General features: G+C 64.1%; 19 protein-coding genes, 1 other RNA gene and 3 pseudogenes. 11 read left to right on the forward strand and 12 right to left on the reverse strand.

Annotated elements, in window-relative coordinates:
- Positions 1 to 368 precede the first annotated feature (368 nt).
- The 6 genes from XcyCFBP4188_RS15030 to XcyCFBP4188_RS15055 are packed head-to-tail and all read left to right on the forward strand — an operon-like array spanning position 369 to position 5,788.
- The gene (locus XcyCFBP4188_RS15030; RefSeq protein ID WP_043908847.1) at positions 369 to 1,211 is read left to right on the forward strand and encodes an STAS domain-containing protein; all 843 of its coding nucleotides are present in this window, start codon (positions 369 to 371) and stop codon (positions 1,209 to 1,211) included.
- 1 nt (position 1,212) lies between these two features.
- Positions 1,213 to 1,575 carry an STAS domain-containing protein gene (locus XcyCFBP4188_RS15035; protein WP_006450588.1) on the forward strand — a complete coding sequence of 121 codons (363 nt, stop codon included), beginning with the start codon at positions 1,213 to 1,215 and terminating at the stop codon, positions 1,573 to 1,575.
- Complete coding sequence (locus tag XcyCFBP4188_RS15040) at positions 1,572 to 1,967, forward strand: anti-sigma regulatory factor (RefSeq protein WP_006450589.1); 396 nt, start codon at positions 1,572 to 1,574, stop codon at positions 1,965 to 1,967. The genes XcyCFBP4188_RS15035 and XcyCFBP4188_RS15040 overlap by 4 nt, the downstream gene beginning before the upstream one ends.
- Entirely contained in the window at positions 1,958 to 2,968 is a 1,011-nt protein-coding gene (locus XcyCFBP4188_RS15045; protein ID WP_006450590.1) for an ATP-binding protein, read from the forward strand. Before XcyCFBP4188_RS15040 ends, XcyCFBP4188_RS15045 begins: the two co-directional genes overlap by 10 nt.
- Positions 2,965 to 3,840 (forward strand): sensor histidine kinase, encoded by an 876-nt coding sequence (locus XcyCFBP4188_RS15050; protein WP_006450591.1) that lies wholly within the window; start codon positions 2,965 to 2,967, stop codon positions 3,838 to 3,840. Before XcyCFBP4188_RS15045 ends, XcyCFBP4188_RS15050 begins: the two co-directional genes overlap by 4 nt.
- A complete protein-coding gene (locus XcyCFBP4188_RS15055; protein ID WP_074056948.1) occupies positions 3,830 to 5,788 on the forward strand; it encodes a response regulator in 1,959 nt (652 codons plus the stop codon). The genes XcyCFBP4188_RS15050 and XcyCFBP4188_RS15055 overlap by 11 nt, the downstream gene beginning before the upstream one ends.
- A gap of 332 nt (positions 5,789 to 6,120) precedes the next feature.
- Here the strand turns inward: XcyCFBP4188_RS15055 and XcyCFBP4188_RS15060 are convergent.
- Positions 6,121 to 6,196: non-coding RNA, sX9 sRNA (locus XcyCFBP4188_RS15060), on the reverse strand.
- Between the two features lie 81 nt (positions 6,197 to 6,277).
- Between XcyCFBP4188_RS15060 and XcyCFBP4188_RS15065 the strand changes: the two genes are divergently transcribed.
- Complete coding sequence (locus tag XcyCFBP4188_RS15065; protein ID WP_074056949.1) at positions 6,278 to 8,647, forward strand: TonB-dependent receptor; 2,370 nt, start codon at positions 6,278 to 6,280, stop codon at positions 8,645 to 8,647.
- Positions 8,648 to 8,757: 110 nt separating this feature from the next.
- On the opposite strand, the gene trxC is transcribed toward XcyCFBP4188_RS15065, so the two are convergent.
- The 6 genes from trxC to XcyCFBP4188_RS15095 all read right to left on the reverse strand — a co-directional run bounded on the left by trxC (position 8,758) and on the right by XcyCFBP4188_RS15095 (position 15,689).
- Positions 8,758 to 9,204 carry a thioredoxin TrxC gene (trxC, locus tag XcyCFBP4188_RS15070; RefSeq protein ID WP_006450594.1) on the reverse strand — a complete coding sequence of 149 codons (447 nt, stop codon included), beginning with the start codon at positions 9,202 to 9,204 and terminating at the stop codon, positions 8,758 to 8,760.
- Between the two features lie 181 nt (positions 9,205 to 9,385).
- Complete coding sequence (locus XcyCFBP4188_RS15075) at positions 9,386 to 9,751, reverse strand: DUF1428 domain-containing protein (RefSeq protein ID WP_006450595.1); 366 nt, start codon at positions 9,749 to 9,751, stop codon at positions 9,386 to 9,388.
- Between the two features lie 241 nt (positions 9,752 to 9,992).
- A complete protein-coding gene (locus XcyCFBP4188_RS15080; RefSeq protein ID WP_104592383.1) occupies positions 9,993 to 11,126 on the reverse strand; it encodes a hybrid sensor histidine kinase/response regulator in 1,134 nt (377 codons plus the stop codon).
- Positions 11,123 to 11,707 (reverse strand): chemotaxis protein CheB, encoded by a 585-nt coding sequence (locus tag XcyCFBP4188_RS15085; protein WP_006450597.1) that lies wholly within the window; start codon positions 11,705 to 11,707, stop codon positions 11,123 to 11,125. Before XcyCFBP4188_RS15085 ends, XcyCFBP4188_RS15080 begins: the two co-directional genes overlap by 4 nt.
- Entirely contained in the window at positions 11,704 to 12,552 is an 849-nt protein-coding gene (locus tag XcyCFBP4188_RS15090; RefSeq protein WP_174705847.1) for a CheR family methyltransferase, read from the reverse strand. Before XcyCFBP4188_RS15090 ends, XcyCFBP4188_RS15085 begins: the two co-directional genes overlap by 4 nt.
- Positions 12,525 to 15,689, reverse strand: coding sequence for a response regulator (locus XcyCFBP4188_RS15095; RefSeq protein ID WP_104592384.1), 3,165 nt, complete (start codon positions 15,687 to 15,689; stop codon positions 12,525 to 12,527). The genes XcyCFBP4188_RS15090 and XcyCFBP4188_RS15095 overlap by 28 nt, the downstream gene beginning before the upstream one ends.
- Before the next feature lie 159 nt (positions 15,690 to 15,848).
- On the opposite strand from XcyCFBP4188_RS15095, the gene XcyCFBP4188_RS15100 reads away from it, so the two are divergent.
- The gene (locus XcyCFBP4188_RS15100) at positions 15,849 to 17,000 is read left to right on the forward strand and encodes a two-component system sensor histidine kinase NtrB (protein WP_043908856.1); all 1,152 of its coding nucleotides are present in this window, start codon (positions 15,849 to 15,851) and stop codon (positions 16,998 to 17,000) included.
- Positions 16,993 to 17,361: a response regulator gene (locus XcyCFBP4188_RS15105; RefSeq protein WP_006450601.1), complete on the forward strand. Its 369-nt coding sequence runs from the start codon at positions 16,993 to 16,995 to the stop codon at positions 17,359 to 17,361. Before XcyCFBP4188_RS15100 ends, XcyCFBP4188_RS15105 begins: the two co-directional genes overlap by 8 nt.
- A gap of 31 nt (positions 17,362 to 17,392) precedes the next feature.
- On the opposite strand, the pseudogene XcyCFBP4188_RS15110 reads toward XcyCFBP4188_RS15105, so the two are convergent.
- Both XcyCFBP4188_RS15110 and XcyCFBP4188_RS15115 read right to left on the reverse strand, forming a co-directional pair.
- Positions 17,393 to 18,754: pseudogene (locus tag XcyCFBP4188_RS15110) on the reverse strand (glycoside hydrolase family 16 protein).
- Positions 18,755 to 18,969: 215 nt separating this feature from the next.
- Positions 18,970 to 19,245, reverse strand: coding sequence for a DUF2798 domain-containing protein (locus XcyCFBP4188_RS15115; protein ID WP_023903163.1), 276 nt, complete (start codon positions 19,243 to 19,245; stop codon positions 18,970 to 18,972).
- 136 nt (positions 19,246 to 19,381) lie between these two features.
- On the opposite strand from XcyCFBP4188_RS15115, the gene XcyCFBP4188_RS15120 reads away from it, so the two are divergent.
- Positions 19,382 to 20,353: a LysR family transcriptional regulator gene (locus XcyCFBP4188_RS15120; protein WP_006450605.1), complete on the forward strand. Its 972-nt coding sequence runs from the start codon at positions 19,382 to 19,384 to the stop codon at positions 20,351 to 20,353.
- A gap of 255 nt (positions 20,354 to 20,608) precedes the next feature.
- Here the strand turns inward: XcyCFBP4188_RS15120 and XcyCFBP4188_RS15125 are convergent, their stop codons facing one another.
- Positions 20,609 to 22,192, reverse strand: coding sequence for an alpha-N-arabinofuranosidase (locus tag XcyCFBP4188_RS15125; protein ID WP_167393556.1), 1,584 nt, complete (start codon positions 22,190 to 22,192; stop codon positions 20,609 to 20,611).
- On the opposite strand from XcyCFBP4188_RS15125, the gene XcyCFBP4188_RS23095 reads away from it, so the two are divergent.
- Positions 22,083 to 22,487 carry a hypothetical protein gene (locus XcyCFBP4188_RS23095; RefSeq protein ID WP_167387163.1) on the forward strand — a complete coding sequence of 135 codons (405 nt, stop codon included), beginning with the start codon at positions 22,083 to 22,085 and terminating at the stop codon, positions 22,485 to 22,487. The two genes, XcyCFBP4188_RS15125 and XcyCFBP4188_RS23095, sit on opposite strands and share 110 nt — an antisense overlap.
- Here the strand turns inward: XcyCFBP4188_RS23095 and XcyCFBP4188_RS23670 are convergent.
- Together XcyCFBP4188_RS23670 and XcyCFBP4188_RS15135 are read right to left on the reverse strand one after the other, a co-directional pair.
- Positions 22,429 to 22,921, reverse strand: a pseudogene (locus XcyCFBP4188_RS23670) (baseplate assembly protein); the annotation flags it as partial. The gene XcyCFBP4188_RS23095 and the pseudogene XcyCFBP4188_RS23670 sit on opposite strands and share 59 nt — an antisense overlap.
- Positions 22,911 to 23,046 (reverse strand): annotated as a pseudogene (locus tag XcyCFBP4188_RS15135) (IS30 family transposase); the annotation flags it as partial. The pseudogenes XcyCFBP4188_RS15135 and XcyCFBP4188_RS23670, both read right to left, overlap by 11 nt.

The raw sequence follows: 23,046 nt of genomic DNA on the forward strand, positions 1-23,046 counted from the left end.
AGCGCGTTGCACGCACTGGCGGTTGCCCACAGGCGGGCTTGTTCGGTGTGCCCGTATCACCTCGCTTCGATCAAACTCCCCACCACGCTTTGCGGCAGCGTCCGCCATCGGTCGGTGGCACTCAGACCATCACCGCCTGCATCCGCCGCCTGCATCTGCGCAGGCGTGGCCGGGCGCACATTCGCCATGTGCGCTGCAATGTCAAACTGCAGCGTGTAGTGTCTGATGACTGCTACAGGTTCGTCGTTGGTTGCCGAATCTGAATTGTTTTATTCTGCTGCGCTTCGGCGTGGGGGCGCCGCGCCAACCACGGGCGCAGTCCAGCCCGCATGCCCGGCCTTTCTTCTCTTTACTCGGCGGGTGATCTCATGGTGGCATTGCAGCAGCGCTCGATCGATGCGATTCGTAACCAGGAAACCACGCTGCTGGCCGCGTGGCTGGGCTCCAGCGGCGGTAACGATGCGCGTATGTCCCGGCAGGAAATCGAAACCCAGAGCGCTGAATTTCTGCGCTTGCTGGTTGCATCCCTGAAGGACGGCGGCAGCAACCTGGATGGCGCCGAATGGAGCGAAGTGCGGCGCTTCCTGGAAACGCTCTCGCGCGACCGCGCCACGCGCGGCTTCGATTCGCAGGAAACCGCCAACTTCATTTTTTCGCTCAAGCGCGTGTTGTTCGAGCTGGTGCAGCGCGAGTACGCCAGTGCGCCTGAGGAGTTGGGCCTGCAGTTGTGGGCGCTGTCCGAATTGCTGGATCGTCTGGGCCTGTACACCGTCAAGGCGTTCCAGAAGACGCGCGAAGACATCATCGTGCGGCAGCAGGAAGAGATGCTGGAGCTGTCCACCCCGGTGGTGAAGCTGTGGGACGGCGTGCTGGCGCTGCCGATGATCGGCACGCTGGATTCGCAGCGCACCCAGGTGGTGATGGAGTCGCTGTTGCAGCGCATCGTCGACACCGGTTCGGAGATCGCCATCATCGACATCACCGGTGTGCCCACGGTCGATACGCTGGTTGCCCAGCATCTGCTCAAGACCGTCACCGCGATTCGTCTGATGGGCGCCGATGCCATCATCAGCGGCGTGCGCCCGCAGATTGCGCAGACCATCGTGCATCTGGGGCTGGATCTGCAGGGCATCGTCACCAAGGCCAACCTGTCCGATGCGCTGGCGCTGGCGCTCAAGCGCACCGGCGTGACCGTGAGCAAGGCGAGCTGACATGGAGCGCATCCCGATCCTGCGGATGGGCGATCTGCTGCTGGTCACCATCCAGGTGGACATGCACGATCAACTGGCAATGACCTTGCAGGAAGACCTGTCGGAAAAGATCAGTGCCACCTCCGCGCGCGGCGTGCTGATCGACATCTCCGCACTGGATATCGTCGACTCCTTCATCGGCCGCATGATCAGCACCATCTCCGGGCTGGCTGCAGTGATGGATGCCAGGACCGTGGTGGTCGGCATGCAGCCGGCGGTGGCGATCACCCTGGTCGAACTGGGCCTGACCTTGCCGTCGGTGCGCACCGCGCTCAATGTCGAACGCGGCATGCGCCTGTTGCAGCAACCCGATCGCGATTCATGACCACAGGGTCGCAACCGGTACGCACCGAACAGGATGTGGTGCTGGCCCGGCAGACGGTGCGCAAGCTGGTGGTGCAGTGTGGCCTGCGTCTGGTCGACCAGACCAAGCTGGTCACTGCGGCCAGCGAACTGGCGCGCAACACCGTGATCTACGGCGGTGGCGGCGATATGGACTGGGCGCTGGTGGAAAACGGCATCCGCAAGGGCGTGCAGCTGACATTCCGCGACGAAGGCCCCGGCATTCCCGATCTGGATCTGGCACTCACAGACGGCTGGACTTCCGGCGGCGGACTTGGTCTGGGCCTGTCCGGCAGCCGGCGGCTGGTGGATGACTTTGTGTTGGACACCACGCCGGGCAAGGGCACGCGCATCACCATCACCACATGGAAGTGACGGTTACCGGTGACGTGACCCGCCTGTTTCGCGTCGACGAAGCCAGCCAGGTCGGGCAGGCGCGGCGCGAATCGACGGCACTCGCGCAGACGCTGGGGTTCGACGAAGCCGCCTGCGGTCGCGTTGCGCTGGTTGCCACCGAACTTGCCACCAACATGCTCAAGCATGGGCGTGGCGGCTGCTTTCAGTTGTCGGGCGTGGCTGCGCGCGAGGGCATGGGCGTGGAGATCTGCGCCATCGACGAAGGCCCGGGTTTTACACTGGAAGATGGCCTGCGCGATGGCTATTCCACTGCCGGCACACCGGGCACCGGGCTGGGCGCGATCAAGCGCAAGGCGCAGGTGCTGGACGCGTACTCCGATGCCAAGGGCGCGATCGTGATGGTGCGACTGTTCGCGCAACCACGCGCCGAGCTGGATCTGCCGTATGGCGCGGTGCGCGTGCCGCTGCATCATGAAGTGGTGTGCGGCGACGCCTGGCAGTTGGCGATCCGCGAGCAACGGGTCAGCGTGACCTTGATCGACGGCCTGGGCCACGGGCAAGGCGCGGCCGACGCCGCCGGTGCCGGCACGCGCGCGCTGGCAGCGGCCAGCGGCGAGCCCGGCGAGCTCATCGCACGCCTGCATGCCGGCATGTCCGGCACGCGCGGTGGTGCGGCCGCGGTGATGCAGTTCGACAGCCGCACCGGCCAGGTGCGCTTTGCCGGCGTCGGCAATATCGTCGCTTCGCTGTGCGATGGCGATGGGGTGCGCGGCATGCCGTCGCATCCGGGCATCGTCGGGGTGCAGTTTCGCAAGGCGCAGCCGTTCGATTTTCCGAATGCGACCGGCAAGCTGCTGGTCATGCACAGCGACGGCCTGCAAACGCGCTGGAATCTGCGCGATCACCCGGCGCTATTGTCACGCCACCCGCGTATTGTTGCGGCGGTGCTGTTGCGCGATTACGCGCGCGGCCGCGACGATGCCTGCGTGTTCGTCATGCGTTTGGGAGCCCTGCAATGAAGTCATCCGACGCCGCATCGGCGGCCGATCCGCTGGCCGAACTCGACGCGCTGCGGCAGCAGAACCAGGCCTTGCGCGAGGAGTTGGAAGAAACCAACCAGGGCGTGCTGGCGCTGTATGCCGAGCTCGATCAGCAGGCCGAACAGCTGCGCGATGTGTCCGAGCTCAAGAGCCGCTTTCTGTCGTACATGAGCCATGAGTTCCGCACGCCGCTCAGTTCGATCCTGAGCATCACCCGCCTGCTGGAAGACGGCATGGACGGGCCGCTCAACGCCGAGCAATCCAAACAGGTGCGCTTTGTCAGCGCCTCGGCGCGCGAGCTCACCGAGATGGTCGACGACCTGCTGGATCTGGCCAAGATCGAAGCCGGCCGCATCGCCATTTCGCCGGGCTGGTTCGACCTGATGGATCTGTTCTCGGCGTTGCGCGGCATGTTCCGCCCGCTCACCGATGCCGGCAGCACCACGCTGATCTTCGAAGATCCGCCGGCGCTGCCGATGCTCTACACCGACGACAAGAAGCTGGCGCAGATCCTGCGCAACTTCATCTCCAACGCGCTCAAGTTCACCCCGCAAGGCCACGTGCGCGTGTTCGCGCAGCTGGAAGGCGACACCCATGTGCGCTTCGGTGTGCAGGATACCGGCATCGGCATTCCGGCCGAGCTGCATGAGGCCTTGTTCGAGGATTTCGTGCAGGTGGATTCGCCGCTGCAAAAACGCCTGACCGGCACCGGCCTGGGGCTGGCGATCTGCAAGCGCTTCGCCGAGCTGCTCGGTGGCAGGGTGGGGATCAATAGCGTGGTCGGCGAAGGTTCCGAATTTTTCGTGGTGCTGCCGGTGACGCTGGCGGCGGAGAACGCACTTGCCCGGTAGTCATCGCATTCTGGTGGTCGACGACAACGCGGTGACGCGTTATTCGGTGCGGCGCGTGCTCGAGCATCATCAATTCGTGGTCGAAGAGGCCGGCACCGGCACCGATGGCCTGGCCAAGCTGGCCACGCACGCCTTTGCCGCAGTGGTGCTGGACGTCAACCTGCCGGACATGAGCGGCTTCGACATCGTGCGCAGCTTGCGTGCCGCCCCGCGCACCGCGCTGCTGCCGGTGGTGCATGTGTCGGCCGCTTCGATCGCCACCGGCGACATGGCCACCGGGCTGGATGCCGGTGCCGATGCGTACCTGATCCATCCGGTCGACCCCAGCGTGCTGGTCGCCACGCTGCGCACGCTGTTGCGCGCCCGCAATGCCGAAGATGCATTGCGGATCAGCGAGGCCCGCTTCCGCGAGATCTTCGAGCACATCAGCGCGCCGATCGCCGTGGTCGATGCCAACTTGCACACGCACGAAGCCAATGCGGCCTTCCAGCGCCTGATCGGCAGCGCCACACCCGGCGATGCGATCCAGGCGGCGGGGCTGGACCAGGCGACAACCGTGCATGCCCTGACCACCGCGCTGGCGCAACGCGCGCGCTGGAGCGGCACGCTGTCGATCATCCGCGATGGCAAGCTGTGCGAAACCGAGTGGCGGGTGTCGCCGTATCGCGAGCCGGATCTGGGCTTGTTGCTGGTCGAGGACGTGACCGAACAGCGTCTGCGCGAGCGCGAACAACGCCAGGAACTGGACACCGCCACCACCGAGCTGGCGCACCAGATCGCCGAGCGCCAGCGCACCGAAATCCAGCTGCTGCAGGCGCAGAAGATGGAAGCGCTGGGAAATCTCACCGGCGGCATCGCGCACGACTTCAATAACCTGCTGACCAGCATCATTTCCGGGCTGGACATGATCCAGCTGGCGGTGGAATCCAACCGCATCGAGCGCGTGCCGCGGCTGGCGGAAATCGCCACCGGCTCGGCGCACCGCGCTGCCGCGCTGACCCAGCGCATGCTCGCGTTTGCACGCAAGCAATCGCTGGATGCGCAGGCGTTCGACATCAACGCACGCGTGCGCTCGCTGGAAGACATGCTGCACCGTTCGATCGGCGAGAACATCGTGCTGGAACTGGATCTGGCGCAGACGCCGCTGGTCGCGGTGGCCGATGCCAACCAGCTCGAAAACGTGGTGCTCAACCTGGTGATCAATGCACGCGATGCATTGAAGGGCAAGGGCACCATCCGCATTCAAAGCGCCGCCTACACCGCGCGCAACGATCCGGAACTGGACGATGGCGATTACGTGGCGGTGAATGTGATCGACAATGGCAGCGGGATCGAGCCGGCCATTCTCAATCAGGTGTTCGAGCCGTTTTTCACCACCAAACCCATCGGCGAGGGCACCGGTCTGGGCTTGTCCATGACTTATGGGTTTGCGCGTCAATCCGGCGGCACCGCGCGCATCACCAGCACCGTGGGCCGTGGTACCACGGTGGCCTTGCTGTTGCCGCGCGGGCTCACCGCAAGCGAGGTGGCGCCGGCACCGCCGCCCAGATCGCCGCGTCATCGTCACGAGCGCATCCTGCTGGTGGACGACACCGATGTGGTGCGCATGATGGTGAGCGAGGTGCTCAGCGATGCCGGCTACCACGTGACCGAAGCCGAAAATGCCAATGGCGCACTGGAGCAACTGCGTGCCGGGGTGGAGATCGATCTGGTGGTGTCGGATGTGGGCCTGCCAGGCATGAACGGGCGCGACATGGCCGATGTGGCGCGCGCGCTGCGGCCCGGCTTGCCGATCCTGTTCATCACCGGCTACGCCGAAAACGCAGCCACGCGGCAGGAATTTCTGGCCGAAGGCATGGCCTTGCTGCCCAAGCCTTTCAGCCTCAACGATCTGCTCAACATGGTCGGGCAGATGCTTGACAGCAGCGTGCTTGCCGCCCGCGCATAACGCCGGTGGTGTGCTTGCCCGCGCTCAACGCGGAGTGTTTATTTCCTCGCGCCTAGCGCGACTTGTTTATTTTCCCGCGCTTAGCGCGAGTGGGCATGCGGGCCAAAGGTGGCGCACAAAAAACCGCCTGCTGTCAGCACACGGCCAGTGCGGGCATGCCGGTCGCCATGCCACACGCGTGCAATGGCATGGGTGTAGACCTAGCGGCATGTGCGCGGCGGCACGCTTGCCATAGAGCTGCAACATTGCTGACATATCGTGCGCGCGGCGCCACCTTGCGCCTTCGTCCGGCATGCCTGTGCCGACGGACGTCACCTCACTCTACTTAGAGCGGCTAACAAACGTAGCGAGCGGTCGTCAGGTGGGTGCAGACGGCGCGCAGGGACCGGAGTGTACGAGTGGGTACATGAGGATTCCGAGCACCGGCTGCGCCCGCCTGGCGGCCGCGCAGTAGTTTGTTAGCCGCTCTTACTCCAAGGATCACCTCGTATGTCGTTGTACTTGTCTATCTCCGCGTCCCTGACGTCCGCCGCCATGCACGCTTCTGCACGCCGTTGCGCCGCCTTGCAGCGCACACCGCTGGCGCGCGCCTGCGCCGGCCTGTTGCTCGCTTCGATGGCTGCCGCCGCGTCGGCCCAGCAAGCGTCGACGACCCAGGGCGAGGGCAGCCCGACCGCGCTGGATACGGTCACCGTCACCGCCGAGCACCGCGAGCAGAACCTGCAGGAGGTGCCGGTGTCGGTGGGCGTGGTGCAGGGCGCGGCGATGCGCGAGTTCACCGCCGGCGGCGACGACACCTTGCTGGCACTGTCCGGCCGCGTGCCGGGCTTCTATGCCGAGACCACCACCGGGCGCATCTTCCCGCGCTTCTATATCCGTGGCCTGGGCAACATCGACTTCTATCTGGGTGCCTCGCAGCCGGTGTCCATCATCCAGGACGATGTGGTGCTGGAGCACGTGGTGCTCAAGTCCAACCCGGTCTACGACGTGGATCAGGTCGAAGTGCTGCGCGGCCCGCAGGGCACCTTGTTCGGCCGCAATACCACCGCCGGCATCGTCAAGTTCGACACGGTCAAGCCCGGCGACACCTATACCGGCCGCGTCGATGCCAGCTACGGCAGCTACAACACCGTGTCGCTGGATGGCGGCTTCGGTGGGCCGATCAACGACGTCCTGTCGTTCCGCGTCTCGGCCTTGTATCAGCACCGCGACGATTGGGTGGACAACACCTTTGCCGGCAGCAGCGCCGATGGCACGCGCACGCCGCGCAAGGATGCGATGGGCGGCTACAACGACCGCAATGCACGCCTGCAGGTGCTGCTCAAGCCCAACGACGCGTTCTCGCTGCTGGGCTCGGTGCATACGCGCGACTACGACGGCACCTCCACGTTGTTCCTGCGCAATGCGGTGACGCGCGGCAGCGACAAGGTGGACGTGCCGCGCGATCGCGTGGCCTACGACGAAGCCAACGACAACCCGCAGGCCTACAAGACCGATGGCGGCTCGATCAAGGCGATCTACGATTTCGGCGGCGTGTCGCTGACCTCCATCACCGCCTACGAAACCACCTCCGGCTACAGCCGTGGCGACACCGATGGCGGCGCGGCGGCCAACTACCCGGTCAACGGCGTGCCGAACGGTTTCGGCCAGTCGATGGGGCAGATCCGCGATCTGGATCAGTACACCCAGGAACTGCGTCTGGCCAGCGAAGGCGACGACGCACTGCAATGGCAGGTGGGCGCGTTCTACTTCGATGGCCGCGACACCACCGATTTCTATCAGCGTGCGTTTTTTCTGCAGACCGCCGCGCGCAACCCCAACAACTGGGTGCGCCTGCGCAACACCAATACCTCGTGGGCCGGCTTCGGTCAGCTCAGTTACAAGGCCACCGACGCGCTCACCCTGACCGCCGGCATCCGCCAGACCAGGGACACCAAGGAAACCCGCCTGCTCAAGACCGCCGACACCGCCGTAGGTGCGGTGACGTACCGTGGCCGTCGCGACGTGCGCATGTCCGACACCCAGCCCAGCTGGGATCTCAGCGCGATGTACGAAATCAATCCCGAGCTGAGCGTGTATGCACGCGTGGCGCGCGGTTTCCGCGGCCCGACCATCCAGGGCCGCAGCGCGGTATTCAATTCGGACTTCACCACCGCCGATTCGGAAACCATCCTGTCGTGGGAGGCCGGCATCAAGAGCAGCCTGTTCGACAATCGCCTGCGTCTGAATGTCAGCGGCTTCACCTACACCGTCGATGACATCCAGCTCAACGGCAACGATTCGGACGGCAACGGCGTGCTGTTCAATGCCGACAAGGCCAAGGCCTACGGTCTGGAAGCGGACCTGGACTGGCGCCCTATCTCCAACCTGTCGCTGACCGCCGGCCTGAGCCTGCTGCATAGCGAAATCCAGGACAAGCGCGTGTTTGCGCAGGCCTGCGCGCTCAACGGCGTGGTGGTGTGCACGGTCAACGACCCGACCATCCGCGTCGGCGCCAACACCTTTGCGCAGATCGACGGCAACCCGCTGCCCAACGCGCCCAAGTACAACCTCAACCTGGCCGCGCGTTACGACATCCCCGTGGGTAACGACGGCGCGTTCTTCGTCTCCACCGACTGGAACAAGCAGGGCGAAACCAGCTTCGTGCTGTACGACTCCACCGAGTTCCGCGCCGACGGCAATTTCGAAGGCGGCCTCAAGCTGGGTTACACCGGCGGCTACGGTGCGTGGGAAGTGGCGGCGTTTGCGCGCAACATCACCAACGAGAAAAACGTCAAAGGTGTGATCGAGAACTACATGGCGGCGGTCTACAACGAGCCGCGCATCGTGGGCGTGTCGGTCAACGTCAACTGGCAATGAGTTGCTGATCGACTGACCGCATCACCGCATCACAGCGACATGCGCGTCGCAGTGATGCTTGGTACGACAACCGAGCCCGCTGCGTGCAGTACGCAGCGGGCTTTTTCGTGTCAACGGCTGCGCAACACCGACTGCACCCAACTGACGATCTGCGCGCTGCTCACCGCGCCGGAGTGACGGCCCAGCTCACTGCCGCCGCGGATGACCAGCAAGGTGGGAATGCTGCGGATGCCAAAACGCGTGCCCAGCGCCGGATGCAGATCGGTATCCACTTTTGCCAGACGGACCTGCGGTTCCAGCAGCGGGGCGGCCGCGGCGAATTGCGGCGCCATGCTCAGACACGGCCCGCACCACGGTGCCCAGAAATCCACCACCAACGGCAGCTCGCTGCGCACCGCGTGCTTGTCGAAATCGACAGTGGACAGCGCTACCGGTGCCCCGAGAAAGAGCGGCTGATGGCAGCTGCCGCAGTTGGGCGCATCGCGCAGACGCGTTTGCGCTACGCGATTCATCGCAGTGCAGCTCGGGCAGGCCACCAGCAGCGGCGCAATGGTCATCGGCGATCTCCACAGGCAAGAGAGACGGTGCATCGCATGTCGCGCTGGTGGCGATCTGCGCGTGCGTGGGCGGTTGTCAGTGTAGCCATGGCGAGGCAAGGCCTGCGTGCGGGGGCGATCACTGCGGGGCTGCACGCCTGGTGGCAGGTGCGTCCATTCCTGCCGCCAGGCTGTGCAACGATCAGGCTGACCGGCCCAGGTCCAGTACCGGCACGAAGCCGCCGAAGATCATGCGCTTGCCGTCGTAAGGCATCGGATTGACCGCAGGGTTCATGCGCGGGTCGTCCATCATCTTCTGCATGCCGGAATCGCGCGTGGCCTTGTCCGGCCATTCGATCCAGGAGAACAGCACGGTTTCGTCCGTGGCCGCCTCGACCGCGCGATAAAAGTCGGTCTGCTGTCCGTGCGGGACGTCATCGCCCCAGCACTCCACCACGCGCAACGCGCCGTATTCCATGATCATGCTGTCGCCCATGCGGGCGTGCTCCAGGAACCTGTCCTTGTTGGCAGTGGGCACCGCAAGGACGAAACCATCGATGTACGACATGAACCACCTTCGCTGGCATGACGCACGGCGTGCGCCTTTGTAGAAACGACGAACAGGCAGGGCAGGGAGCGACACGCAGATCGGCGCGTGGCGCGGTCTACGTGAAAGCCTGCGTGCACGGATGGGCTCGCTCGTCGTCACCGCCATGGATCGGACGATCCGTGTGAGCAACTGCCAGCGTGCTGCGTCCCCGCACCTGAGAGTGCCGACCCAGCATAGCCGGCCGACGCCCTCATGGCCGTTATGACGCAGCCAGGTTACGCCGTCGCAACGTCGCTTCGAACACCACATCGCCGTCTTCGTTGCGTGCCTGCAGCGAGCCGCCATGCGCCTTGACGAACTGATCTGCGATAAACAACCCCAGGCCCAAGCCCTGGCTCGCGTGGAAGCTGGCCTTGAATGGCTCGAACAGACGCGGCATCAGACTGTCGGGGATGTGGCCGGCGTTGCGCACCGATAAACGCAGCGTGTCGCGCTGGCGCCCGTCCAGGTGCACGCGCACCGGCTGGCGCGCGCCATGCAGCACTGCGTTGCCGACCAGGTTGGAGATCACCTGTGCCATCCGATCGCCGTCGCCGTCGCCATGCAGATCGCCTTCGCTACGCAAGTCGATCGGCGTGTGCGGATTGGCCTGCGCCACCTCGTTCACCACGCTATAGGCCACCTCGCCAAGATTGCAGGGGCCGAACTGCATCGACAACCCGTCGGTGCGCAGACGCGAGAAATCCAGCAGCTGCTCGACCATGCGTGCCATGCGATGCGCGCTGTTTTCCAGATGTTCCAGCGTGCGTGCGGCCGAGCCTTCGGTGGCCACATCCAGGCTCAGCTTGTCGGCGCACAGCAGAATCACCGACAGCGGTGTACGCAGGTCGTGGGTCAGCACCGCCATCATGGTTTCATTGAGGGTGAGCGCACGTTCCAGCGATGTATTGCGCGCCTTGAGCAGGCGCCGTTGCTGATACAACTCGATGAACACGTTGACCTTGCTCAGGATCACGTGCGGCTCGATGGGCTTGTGCAAAAAATCCACCGCGCCGGTTTCGTAACCCTGGAACGCACGCACCGGGTCGTTCGGCGAGGCAGTCAAAAAAATGATCGGCACATGCCGGGTGCGCTGCGAGCCGCGCATCAGTTCGGCCAGCGAAAAGCCGTCCATTTCCGGCATGTGCACATCCAGCAATGCCAACGCCACATCGTGTTCGAGCAACAGTTCCAGCGCCTGCGCACCGGAGGCTGCGCACAGTACCTGGATGCCGTCGCGCTGCAGCAGCGCTTCCATCGCCACCAGATTCTGCGGCACGTCGTCCACGATCAGCAGCTTGGCCGGTTCGGTGGTACTGCTGTCTGCAGCCAGACCGGTCGCGGTGAGATTCATCGGTGGAAAGCCTCCAGTCGGCTGCAGATCGCCTGCAAGGTGAGCACCGCATCGGCACCGGCGTGGGCGATGGCGGAGGCGGGCATCAAGGGAGACGCCGCGTCGTCGGGCAGCTGGATCCAGGCGGTGCCGCCGACCGCGCGTACCGCCGCCACGCCAGCGCTGCCATCGCTGCTGGCGCCGGTGAGCAGGATCGCCAGCAGGCGTGGTCCGAAGACATCGGCGGCCGATTCGAACAAGGGGTCGATCGCCGGGCGCGAGAACAGCACCGGCGCATCCATCGACAACGCCAGGCTGTCGCGGTTCTCTACCAACAGATGATAGTCGGGCGGGGCGATGGTCACGCTGCCGGCGAGCAGCGGTTGCTTGTCCTCTGCCTCGCGCACCGGCAAGGCGCAGCGTGCATCCATCAATTCGGCAAGATGGCTGGTGCGGTCGCGTGGCAGATGCAGCACCACCAACACCGGCATCGGCAACTCCGCAGGCAGGCTGGACAACAACGCCTGCAACGCCATCACACCGCCGGCCGATGCACCGACCACGATCGCCTCGAAGTGCTGCCACCCATGCGCGCCGCTCATGCCGCCTTCCGAAACAGACGTTGCTCGCGGGCCACGGTTTCGAAGGCCTGCGCATGCGCGCCGAACTGCAGCGATTCCTTGCTGCCCAGACCCAGAAAACCACGGTGCACCAGCGCGTCATGGAACAGACCCACTGCGCGATCCTGCAGGGTGCGGTTGAAGTAGATCAGCACGTTGCGGCACGACACCAGATGCACTTCGGAGAACACCGTATCGGTGGCCAGGCTGTGATCGGCAAACACGATGTGGCGTTTGAGGCGGCGATCGAACACCGCGCCGTCGTAGGCGGTGGTGTAGTAATCGGACAAGGACCCGCGGCCGCCGGCCTCCAGATAGTTGCGGCTGAACTGTGCAATGCGGTCGATGCCGAAGGCGCCGGCTTCGGCCATGCCCAGCGCTTCGGGATTGATGTCGGTGGCGTAGATCACCGCTTTTTCCAGCAGGCCTTCTTCGTGCAGCAGGATCGCCAGCGACCAGACTTCTTCACCGGTGCTGCAGCCGGCCACCCAGAGTTTGATCGAGGGATAGGTGCGCAATACCGGCACCGCATGCTCGCGCAAACAGCGGAAATAGGCCGGGTCGCGGAACATCTCCGACACCTGCACGGTGAAGAACTGCATCGCCTGTGCAAACGTCTCCGGCTCGTGCAGCAGGCGATGCTGCAGATCGGCCACGCGTGCGCAATCGAAGCGGCCCATGGCGTGGCGCATGCGTCGACGCAACGAGGACACCGCGTAATCGCGGAAGTCGTAGTGATAGCGCTGGTACACCGCTTCCAGCAGCACCCGCAGCTCCAGATCGAACAGTTCCACTGCAGTCATTGCCGCGAGCACCACACCCGGCACAGCGACACCAGCTTGTCCACGTCGATGGGCTTGGCGATGTAGTCGTTGGCACCGGCCTCAAGACAGCGTTCGCGGTCGTCGGCCATGGCCTTGGCGGTCAGCGCGATGATCGGCAGATCCTGCCACTGACGATTGGCACGGATCTGGCGCATCGCAGTGAGGCCATCCATCTCCGGCATCATGATGTCCATCAGCACCAGATCCACTTCGTGCCTGGCCAGATGTTCCAGCGCCTCGCGGCCATTGCGTGCGATCTGCAACGTCACGCCCAGCGGCTCCAACACGCTGGAGAGCGCAAAGATATTGCGTACATCGTCTTCGGCCAACAGCACGGTGGCGCCATCCAGCACCGCATCGCGGCGGCGCGCTTCGCGCAGCAGGCGTTGCTGGTCGCTGGGCAACGAAGCTTCCACGCTATGCAGAAACAGCGTCACTTCGTCGAGCAGGCGCTCCGGCGAGCGCACACCCTTGATGATGATGCTCTTGGAATAACGGCGCAGGCGTTGTTCTTCGTTGCGGGTGAGTGCGCGCCCGGTGTAGACGATCACCGGCGGGAACGCGACCGCATCGTTGCCGGCCATGCGTTCGAGCAGGTCGTAGCCGCTGCCATCTGGCAGCGCCAGATCGGTGACCATGCAATCGAAGGTGGAGCCGGCCAGTTGCTGCATGGCTTCGGCAATGCTGCCCACCGCGACGATTTCCAGTTGATCGCGCGCCAGCAGCAGCTCCAGGTTCGCACGCAGCGCGCTGTCGTCTTCGACGATCAACAAGCGGCGCACCGCGCGTGCATTGGTGTCTTCCAGCTGGCGGATTGCGCCGGCCAGCAGCTCGCGCGTGGCCGGCTTGATCAGATAGCCCACCGCACCGAGTTCCAGCGCAATCTGGCTGCGCTCCATGGCCGAGACCACATGCACCGGGATGTGCCGCGTTGCCGGATCGCGCTTGAGCCGCTCCAGCACGCTGAGTCCGGACGCATCCGGCAGGCCGATGTCGAGCAGGATGCCGCTGGGCCGCAAGTCCGCCGCCAGCTGCAGTGCTTCTTCGGCGCTGGGCGCCACCACGCAATCGAAGTCCAGCTCATGCGCCAGATCGACCAGGGCTTGGGCAAAACGCGTGTCGTCTTCCACCGCCAGGATCAGCCGGCCCGGACGGCTGCGTTGATCGCGATCGTCGTCGGCGCGCTGGAGCGGCGCTGCACTCGCTGCTGGAATCGGCAGCGGCAAGGCGCTGGACGCAACCACAGCCTGCTCACCAGGACGAGATGCCATCGCCATGCCGCTGGTGTGCTGCGCTGCTTGCGCGGTGTTAAGCGACGCCAGCGGCGTATGCCTGTCCGCAACAGTCACACCCTCGGCCGGTGCGCCATCGGTCGGCAATTCCAGCGTGAAGCAACTGCCGCGTCCCGGCTCGCTGTCCACACGGATGCTGCCGCCCATGCGCTGCGCCAGATCGCGCGAGATCGACAGCCCCAGGCCGGTGCCGCCATAGCGACGGCGCGTGCTGCCATCGGCCTGACGGAACGCTTCGAAGATGATCTCGGTCTGTTCGCGCGCAATGCCGATGCCGGTGTCCTGGACCTTGAACAGCACGCGTCCCGGCGCCTGCGCCTGGAGCGACAGACTGACGCTGCCGTGCTCGGTGAACTTGATCGCATTGGCCAGCAGGTTCTTGAGAATCTGCTGCAGACGCTGACTATCCATGACCAGTTGCGTCGGTGCATCGGCGTCGGCCGTGATCTGCAACGCAAGGCCTTTTTGCCGCGCCAGTGGCTCGAAGGTTTCGCGCAGGCGCTGCAGCACCGAGCTGGTGGCGATGGTGTCGTCGGCCAGTTCCACATGCCCGGCTTCGATCTTGGACAAATCCAGAATGTCGTTGATCAGCGCCAGCAAATCGTTGTTGGAAGAGAGAATCGCCTGCGCATATTTCACCTGCTCGGGGCTGAGCGTGCCGTCCTTGTTGTCGGCCAGCAGCTTGGCCAGGATCAGCGCGCTGTTGAGCGGGGTGCGCAACTCGTGCGACATATTGGCCAGAAATTCGGACTTGTAACGCGAGGCGGTGGAGAGCTCGTTGCTGTTGCGCACCAGCTGGTTCTGCGCAACCAGCAAGGCCTGCTTCTGCGCCTCCAGTGCCTGGGTGCGTTCTTCCAGCTGCACGTTGGTCTGTTCCAGCTCGGCCTGCTGCTGTTCCAGATCGCTTTGCGATTGCTGCAGGCTGCGGCTTTGCTCTTCCAACTCTTCGTTGGTCACGCGCAGCTCTTCCTGCTGGGTCTGCAGTTCTTCGCTCTGGCGCTGGGTTTCTTCCAGCAAGGCCACCAGCTGCGCGCGCAACAACGCGGTGCGCAAGGCCAGGCCGATGTTTTCGCCGCAGCGTGCCAGCAGTTCCTGCTCGCGCGAACCGGCTGTGCGCGGGTCGGTCACGCGGCCAAGCTCCACGATGCCGATCACACGGCCATCGGCAGTGACAGGTGCCAGCAGCAGTTCCTGGCAGCTGCTCTTGCCCAGGCTGGAGGCGATCTGCAGATGTCCTGCGTCCACGCCACGCACGCGGCGCACCGCGCCACGCTGCAAGGCCTCGCCCAGTTGCCCGGTGTTGGTCGGCAGCGTCTTGGGCATGTCGGCCGGAAGCGCGGTGCCACCGGTCAAACGCAGGCGCTCGCCTTCGATGCGATACAGCGCGCCCACCTGCGCATCCAGCGTGTCGCACAGTGCGCTAACGGCAGCATCGGCCAATGCTTCCGGGCTTTGATCGCCGCGCAAACTCGCTTCGACCGTGTTCTCTGCCTGCTGCAGCCACAGCGCGAATTCGGCCTGACGCCGCGCGCGGATCGCCTGCGTCACCACCAGCGCCATCGCCAGGAACGACACGCCACCGATGCTGCGGTTGATCGAGGAAAAACTGGAATTGGTGCTGGACGGCGCCAGATTGAAACCCACTGCCAACAACACGCATGACAGCGCGCCCACGATCAATGGCACCTGCGTGCGGTTTTGAAACACCGTCACCCCAACCGCGACGAAGTAGGTCAGCCACACCGCATAGCCAAGCGGTGTGACCAATTCCACAGCGAGCGTCGCAGCCATCAAGGCCCCCGCGATGACCCACACCCAGCGGTCGCGTGTGGTCGAGATGTTCTGCATAAGGCGCGCGGACCTAGGTGGGAGGGCGGTCATGTTAGCCGATAACTTTCACGCGTAAATCGCCGGAAATTTGACGCTTTCCGGCCGGGTTGGCTTGCACGTGGCCTTCACGCACCCGTCACTATGGTCGCGCGCTTTGCAGGGGGGAAACATCGCGTGATGGATGCGGAAACGGCCACCGACACCGTCGGGCCGCTTTCTCACAACAGCCGGCAGTGCCAGCTGTTGCTCGAGAGCATGTGCGATTGCGCGATCTATACGCTCGATACGGGCGGACACGTGCGTAGCTGGAATACAGCCTGCCAGCGCCTTCACGGCTACGCCGCTGCCGAGGTCATGGGGACGCATTCTTCGCGTTTTTATGCGCGCGAAGATGCGCCGCCCGGCGAGCCGGCACACCTGCTTGAGATCGCCATGCGCGATGGTCGCGCTGCTGCGGAAGGCTGGCGCTTGCGCAAGGATGGCAGCCAGTTCCTGGCCCGCATGGTGATCGAGCCGGTATTGGAACTCGACGTGCTGATCGGTTTTGCCGTGGTGACCTGCGATATCAGCGAACGCCATGCAGCGCAGCAATCGCAGCAGGTGCTGGCGCAGACGCAACGCAGCCAGGCGCTGGGCCGGTTGACGCGCGGCATGGCGCATGACTTCAACAATCTGCTGACCGTGATGGCGACCAGCCTGGATCTGATCTCGCGGCGTTCGGGCGAGGATGCGCGTCTGCGCACCTTGCTGGGTGCTGCACAAACGGCAGTGGAGCGGGGCACCTTGCTGACCCGCCACGTGCTCGCCTTCGCACGCGGGCAGCAATCGCCTCCGCAACGTCATGCAGTCAATGCAATCGTGACCGGCACGTTGGAACTGCTGCTGCGTGCGTGCCCGGCCGGCATTGGCCTCTCGCTTGAATTGGCCCAGACACTGCCGGATGTGCGTATGGATCCAGGTCAATTGGACGCCGCATTGCTCAACCTGGTCTTCAATAGCTGCGATGCCATGCCCGATGGCGGTACGATCGTGCTGGCCACCGCCGTACAGCGGCGTGCCGCACCGTCCGACCCGCACGCTGCACAGCGCACTTACGTCAGCGTTGCGGTGCGCGATAATGGCAGCGGCATGCCGGCGGATGTCGCGCAGCGCGCTGGCGACGCGTTTTTCACCACCAAGGATGCGGGCACGAATGCCGGCCTGGGCTTGAGCCAGGTGTTCGGCTTCGCGACCCAATCCGGTGGTTTTGTCGAGCTTGACACCGCACCCGGACACGGCACCACCGTGACCTTGTTTCTCCCGGCCATCGAGGACGCCGAGCATGACTGAATCCCTGCGCTTGCTGATGGTTGAGGACCAAGAAGAGTTACGCGAACTGATCGGCGAGGCACTGCGCGATGCCGGCATCACCGTCGACACCGCCGACGATGGTCACAGTGCATTGCGCATGCTGCGCGAGAGCGGCCCTTACGATGTGGTGTTCAGCGATATCCGCATGCCCAACGGCATGTCGGGCATCGAGCTGAGCGAGCAAGTGACGCAACTGCTGCCGCAGGCACGCATCATCCTGGCGTCCGGGTTTGCCAAGGCGCAGTTGCCGCCACTGCCGCCGCAAGTGGATTTTCTGCCCAAGCCCTACCGCCTGCGTCAGCTGATCGACATGCTCAAAGGCGTTGCAGCCAACGCGTAAACGTTGGCTGCATCCAGCTCGTGCGGCCGGTTCAACGGCTCTGGTAGTACACCTTGTCGATGGCGATCTCCACTGGCGCGGCCGGGGGATCGGCCACCAGCATGAACATCTGTTTGACCGCCTGCAGATCCAGATCGTAGAACGCGCTGAAGGGGATGCTGACTTCATGCCAGGCGCCATCGCGCACCAATCCGTACTGATTGCCGCCCGCGGCGAAGTCCACCCAGCTGTCGCCGAAACTGGTGTTGATGCCGATCTTGAAGGTCGAAGGCGTAGTGGTTTTAACGTGCAGTTTCAGTGCGCCGCCCGCATACGCGGCATATTGCGATAGTCGGTCTGGATGCCCAGGCCGTACCAGGCACCGGCATTGGCGCGGTATGCCATCACGTTGCGGCCTTCGAATGGGGCCTGCGCAATCGGGGTGAGGTTGTTCCATAAGTACAGCTCGGCATCCTGGCCGAGCGTCAGCCGCGCACTGGTATCGCTTTGCTCGGTGAATACACCAAAGCGCCCCGCAGGCGCGGCATGTTGCGCGCCGACATACAGTTGTGCACCGGGGTTTTGATATAGCCGGATGTAATCGATCTCCATCTTGCCCGGCAGCGGCGCCGTCACCGCAGCAGGCGAGGTAACGCCGGTATAGGTGCCGCCCACCGCAAGATTGAGCAGCAGATATTGCTGCTGGTGGAATTCGTGCAACGAGGCGCCTTGGATATTGGAGATCGCAAATTCGAAGTACTGCTGGCCGTCGATCGACACGCGGATGAATTGCGGGTCCCAGGCCATCCGGTACACATGGAAGTCGTTGTGCAGATTTATCGGGCTGGTATAGCTGGTGTCGTAGTCGGCTTGCGCGCCGTTGTAGTCCCAATGCACGGCCGCGCCGATGCGGCGGTTGGCGGTGCCGGCGGCGATAGCCGCGGCCATGCCGGCCTCCATCAGATCGATTTCGCCGCGGCCGGGCCATACGCCGATCGTGCCCAGCATCCAATACGCCGGCCATAGCCCGTTGCCGACCACCGGCGTCTTGATGCGCGCTTCCAGCGTGCCGTATGTGAAGTGCATGCGGCCTTCGGTCTTGAGCCGTGCCGAAGTAAACGGCATGCCCTGAAACGCTTCGCGCCGCGCCTCGATCACCAGCCGGCCATTATCGATACGCGCATTTTCGGCACGGCTGGTGTAGTACTGCATCTCGCCATTGCCCCAGCCGCATAAACCGATCTGGCAGCCGTTGCCGACATCCGTTGCCGACATCGTAGGTCCATTTGTTGCCATCGATGCCTGGCCCGTTGAAGTTGTCTTCCCAGACCAGGGTTTGCGCCTGCGCACTTGGGGCGAGAGCAACGCCCAATACGACGGCGAACTGCACAGCGACACTGCGTAACATGTTCATTGCGTACTTCCCCACAAGGCGGACTCAGGTCCGTGGAGAAGCGACGCTGCGTAGCGGTTACTTCAGTGTCAAAGCAATTGTCGATTGTATTTCAGTTACATGGTGTTCATTAAGGAATATTCCATCATTGGCATGACGGCGGTCGCAAACGCGGTCTGTGCCGTGCTGCGCGGCAGCACCTGTTTGCGACCGGCAGATGCGCATCCACGCACACTTCAATGCCCCGCGTGCACCGTCCACGCCACCAGTCGTATCACCAATGGTCGCACCACCAGCACGCAACAGAACGCGGTGGGCATCGCAATGCGGTAGGCGTCCAGCACGCGCCATAGATAGCCGGGTGCCAGCCCGGTGTTGGCGCCGGTGATGACCAGGCACATCAGCAAGGCCATGATCGCGGCCATGTAGAACGCGAAGACGAACGGGGTGGCGCGCACACCGAGTTTCCAGCGCGGTCGCGCCAACGGGGAGGAGGGTGGAGATGACGACATGGGGATGACCTCGACTGCCGCACAACCGCGGCGTGAAGGGAACTGTAGAGACGGCACCGCGGCCGGGGTAGATCGCGTAGCCTTGTGGCTTACGTAAGAAAAAATTACGAATCGTTTGGTAATACTTGCCTCAACAATGAACATTCTTCACTCCATCCGTAGTTTTGTCAGCACCGTCGATGCCGGCAGTATTGCCGGTGGTGCCAAGTTGCTGGGCGTCAGCGCGGCTGCGGTCAGCCAGAACATCGCGCGGCTGGAGCAGCATCTGGGCGTGCGCCTGCTGCACCGGACCACACGCAGCCTGGCACTCACCGAGCGCGGCACGCTGTACTTCGAACAGGTGCGGCAGCTGGAGCGCGACCTGGAACGCGCGCGGCAATCGGTCGCCGGTCCGCAGCAGGCCCCGGCCGGGCGCTTGCGGGTGGCCAGCACCGCCGCTTTTGCGCGCCATGTGCTCGCCCCGATGTTGCCGGCGCTGCGCCAGCGCTATCCGCAACTGGAGATCGAGCTGTTGTGCACCGACCGCGCCGTGCAGCACGCGCAGGAAAGCGTGGACGTCAGCCTGCGCATCGAAGCGCAGCTGGAAGACGGCCTGGTGGCGCGGTGCATCGCGCAGGTGCCGCTGGTGGTCTGCGCGGCGCCCGAGTACCTGGTCCGTTGCGGTACCCCGCAGACCCCGGATGAATTGAAGTACCAACACTGCCTGTTGCTGCGTTACCCGGTGGACGGGCGTTGTCTGCCTTGGAACTTCGTCCGCAATGGCGTGCGCTTCCAGCCGGAGCTGGGCAAGGCGATGGTCAGCGACGATATCGATGCACTCGCCACCATGGCCGCTGCCGGCGGCGGCATTGCACGATTGGCCGCGTATGTCGTGCAGCCGTACCTGCAGCGCGGCCAGCTGCAGCCGCTGTTTGTGCCCGAGACCCGCGGAACCACCCAGGCCGCGCCAGAACCGCTACGGATCTACCTGTGCGTCGCCGACCGCCGCGACTTCACTCCAAAGGTGCGCGCCTTTATGGACCACGTACTCGAACGCCTGCCGGCGGAGTGGCGCATTGCCGAGCCGGCGCTGACACCTGCGCCGGCTCAAGCAGCAACCGGTGCATAGCCAGCATCTGAGTTGCAACCCTTTGTGTCCGGCGCTCTGGTCAATAAGGCGCACGAAGGTGTGATGCGCTGACTCGCAAATGCGTACCAAGTTGCTTGCAAGCGGTCCACTTTGAAAAGTGCAGCACCCCAAGTCATCGTTCCTGATCAACTACAACGGCGGCAGCTACCGCCGCCGCTGTTGCTCATTCCAGCTTGGACATGACAATCAAGCGCGCCGGCGGCTTTCAGTCAGCGCGTTTGCCATCACCATCGCTCACTCCAGCTTGAGCATCACAATCGAATGCGCCGGCAGCGCAACGCTCAACGCCTTGCCTTGCACGCGCGCTCCCTTGAACGCTTTGGGCTCCACCGCATGTGGCTGGGCGAAGGTGTTGTGCGCGGTGATCGCCGGCGCAGTGAGTATCTGTCCCTCCACGCTGCTCGGCGACAGGCCTTCTACCTGCACGCTGACGTTCGCCGCCGAGTTCGCATCCAGATTGGTCAGCGCGACATACACATGCCCATCCTTGGCCTTGACTGCCGAGCCGTGCACGGCGGGCACATGCGCATCGCCGTGACGGTACTCGGGCGTCTGCAAGTGCAGTGGCAGGTAGGTGGCGTCCTGGTAAGGCTTGTACAGCGCGAACACGTGGTAGGTGGGCGTCAGCACCATCTTGTCCCCGTCGGTGAGAATCATTGCCTGCAGCACGTTGACCATCTGCGCGATATTGGCCATGCGCACGCGCTCGGCATGCGCACTGAAGATGTCGATATTCAATGACGCCACCAGCGCATCGCGCAGGCTGTTTTGCTGATGCAGAAAGCCCGGGTTCGCATCGGGCAGGCCGGCGTACCAGGTACCCCATTCGTCCACGACCAGCGCCACTTTCTTGTTCGGATCGTAGCGGTCCATGATCGCGCTGTGTTTGGTGATCAGCTCGTCCATCACCAGCGTGCGCGACAGCGTATCGATCCAGGCGGCTTCGTCGAAATTGGTGGACGAGGCGCGTGGCGGCCAACCACCGGGCACGGTGTAGTAGTGCAGGCTCAGGCCGTCCATCAACGTGCCGGCCTCGCGCATCATCACTTCGGTCCAGTGATAATCGTCGTTGTTGGGGCCGGGCGCGATCTTGAGGATCTTCTGATTGGCCGGTGCCTTGACGAAGGTCTGGTAGCGCCGATACACATCGGCCGCATATTCCACGCGCATATTGCCGCCGCAGCCCCACAGCTCGTTGCCCACGCCGAAGTAGGGCACCTGCCATTGCGCATCGCGGCCATTGGCGCGGCGCTTCTGGGCCAGGCTCGAGCGCGTGGGTGCGGTCATGTATTCGGCCCACTGCGCAATCTCGTCCGGTGCCGCATTGCCCACGTTGCCGGCGATATACGCCTGGGTACCAAGCAGCTCGGTAAAGTCCATGAACTCGTGGGTGCCGAACCGGTTGGACTCTTCCACGCCGCCCCAATGCGTATTGATGCTGATCGGGCGTTTGGCTGGCGCACCGACGCCATCGCGCCAATGGTATTCGTCGGCAAAGCAGCCGCCCGGCCAGCGAATGTTCGGTTCTGCAATGGCCTTCAACGCGGCCACCACATCGTCGCGATAGCCACGCGTGTTGGGGATGGGCGAGTCCTCACCGACCCACACCCCGCCATAGATGCCGGTGCCCAGGTGCTCGGCGAACTGGCCGAACAGTTGCCGCGACACTTGCGCGCCGGGCTGGTCCACGCGCAGCGTACCGCTCACCTTGACCTCGGCAGCCGATGCGGCAAGTGCGTTCGCTATCAATGCAGCGGCGACGATTGATTGCAACATCCGCCTGCGCGGGATTCGCAACGCGAGGGAAATCCACTGCATCGGCTTGGCGCTCCTGTGCGGGATGGTCGAGTCGTTCACGCACTGCCAGATCGGCAGGCGTGGCGCCAGCGTATTACGTGCAAGGGCCGATGTCTGCGCCAATGGCTGCATCGCCGCAGCTCGCAGGAGCCCCGCCATGCACAGTTTCAAGGTCCAACTGCGTCGGCGCATCGCTGAGAAAGCGCCATCATCGACACGACCAATCTTCCGCCGCTCCTTGCTCTCAGTGCCACGCCTGCCGGGCTGGATGGTGGCGCTGGCGTCCATGACATCGGCGGCTGCGCTCAGCGCGTGATAGATGTAGGCGCCCTCGGGACCAGCAACGCTGAAGCCCTCCGGCGCCAGCTGGATGCGGCGACGGAAGTCCACGTCCGACTCAAAGGACGGTGCAATGCCGGTCTCCGTTTGGCCCGGATCGAGCATCAGTCATGCGACGCCGAACAGCGCGCCGAGGTGATCGAGGTCGGTGCCGGTGGCGAAGGCCAGCATGGTCTGCTGCGCCTTGTCGTTGGCGCGCTGACGAATCAGCAACTCGCGGGCGGCAAATAGCTGCAGGAGCTTGTAGACCGGATCCGATTCAGTGAGTGCAGAGAATTCCGGCATGAGCCGGCGAAATTGAGTCAGTGCGTCGGCAAAGATCGCTTCGAAGTCCAGAGCCTCAATGAGATCTGGAGCCTGTAGCTTGGAAAGATCAACTGCTGTAAACGGGGGGGCGGATTCAACTCCGATTCGCAACGCTGTTGAGGACCTCCTCGGAGAAGACTTCGGGGGGCGTTTTGAATCCGAGTATCTTGCGCGGACGATTGTAGAGTCGCTGTTCGATCCATCGCAGGTGCGCATCGGTGATGGTGCTG

This window comes from Xanthomonas hortorum pv. cynarae, assembly GCF_002939985.1.
Taxonomy (GTDB): Bacteria; Pseudomonadota; Gammaproteobacteria; order Xanthomonadales; family Xanthomonadaceae; genus Xanthomonas; species Xanthomonas hortorum_D.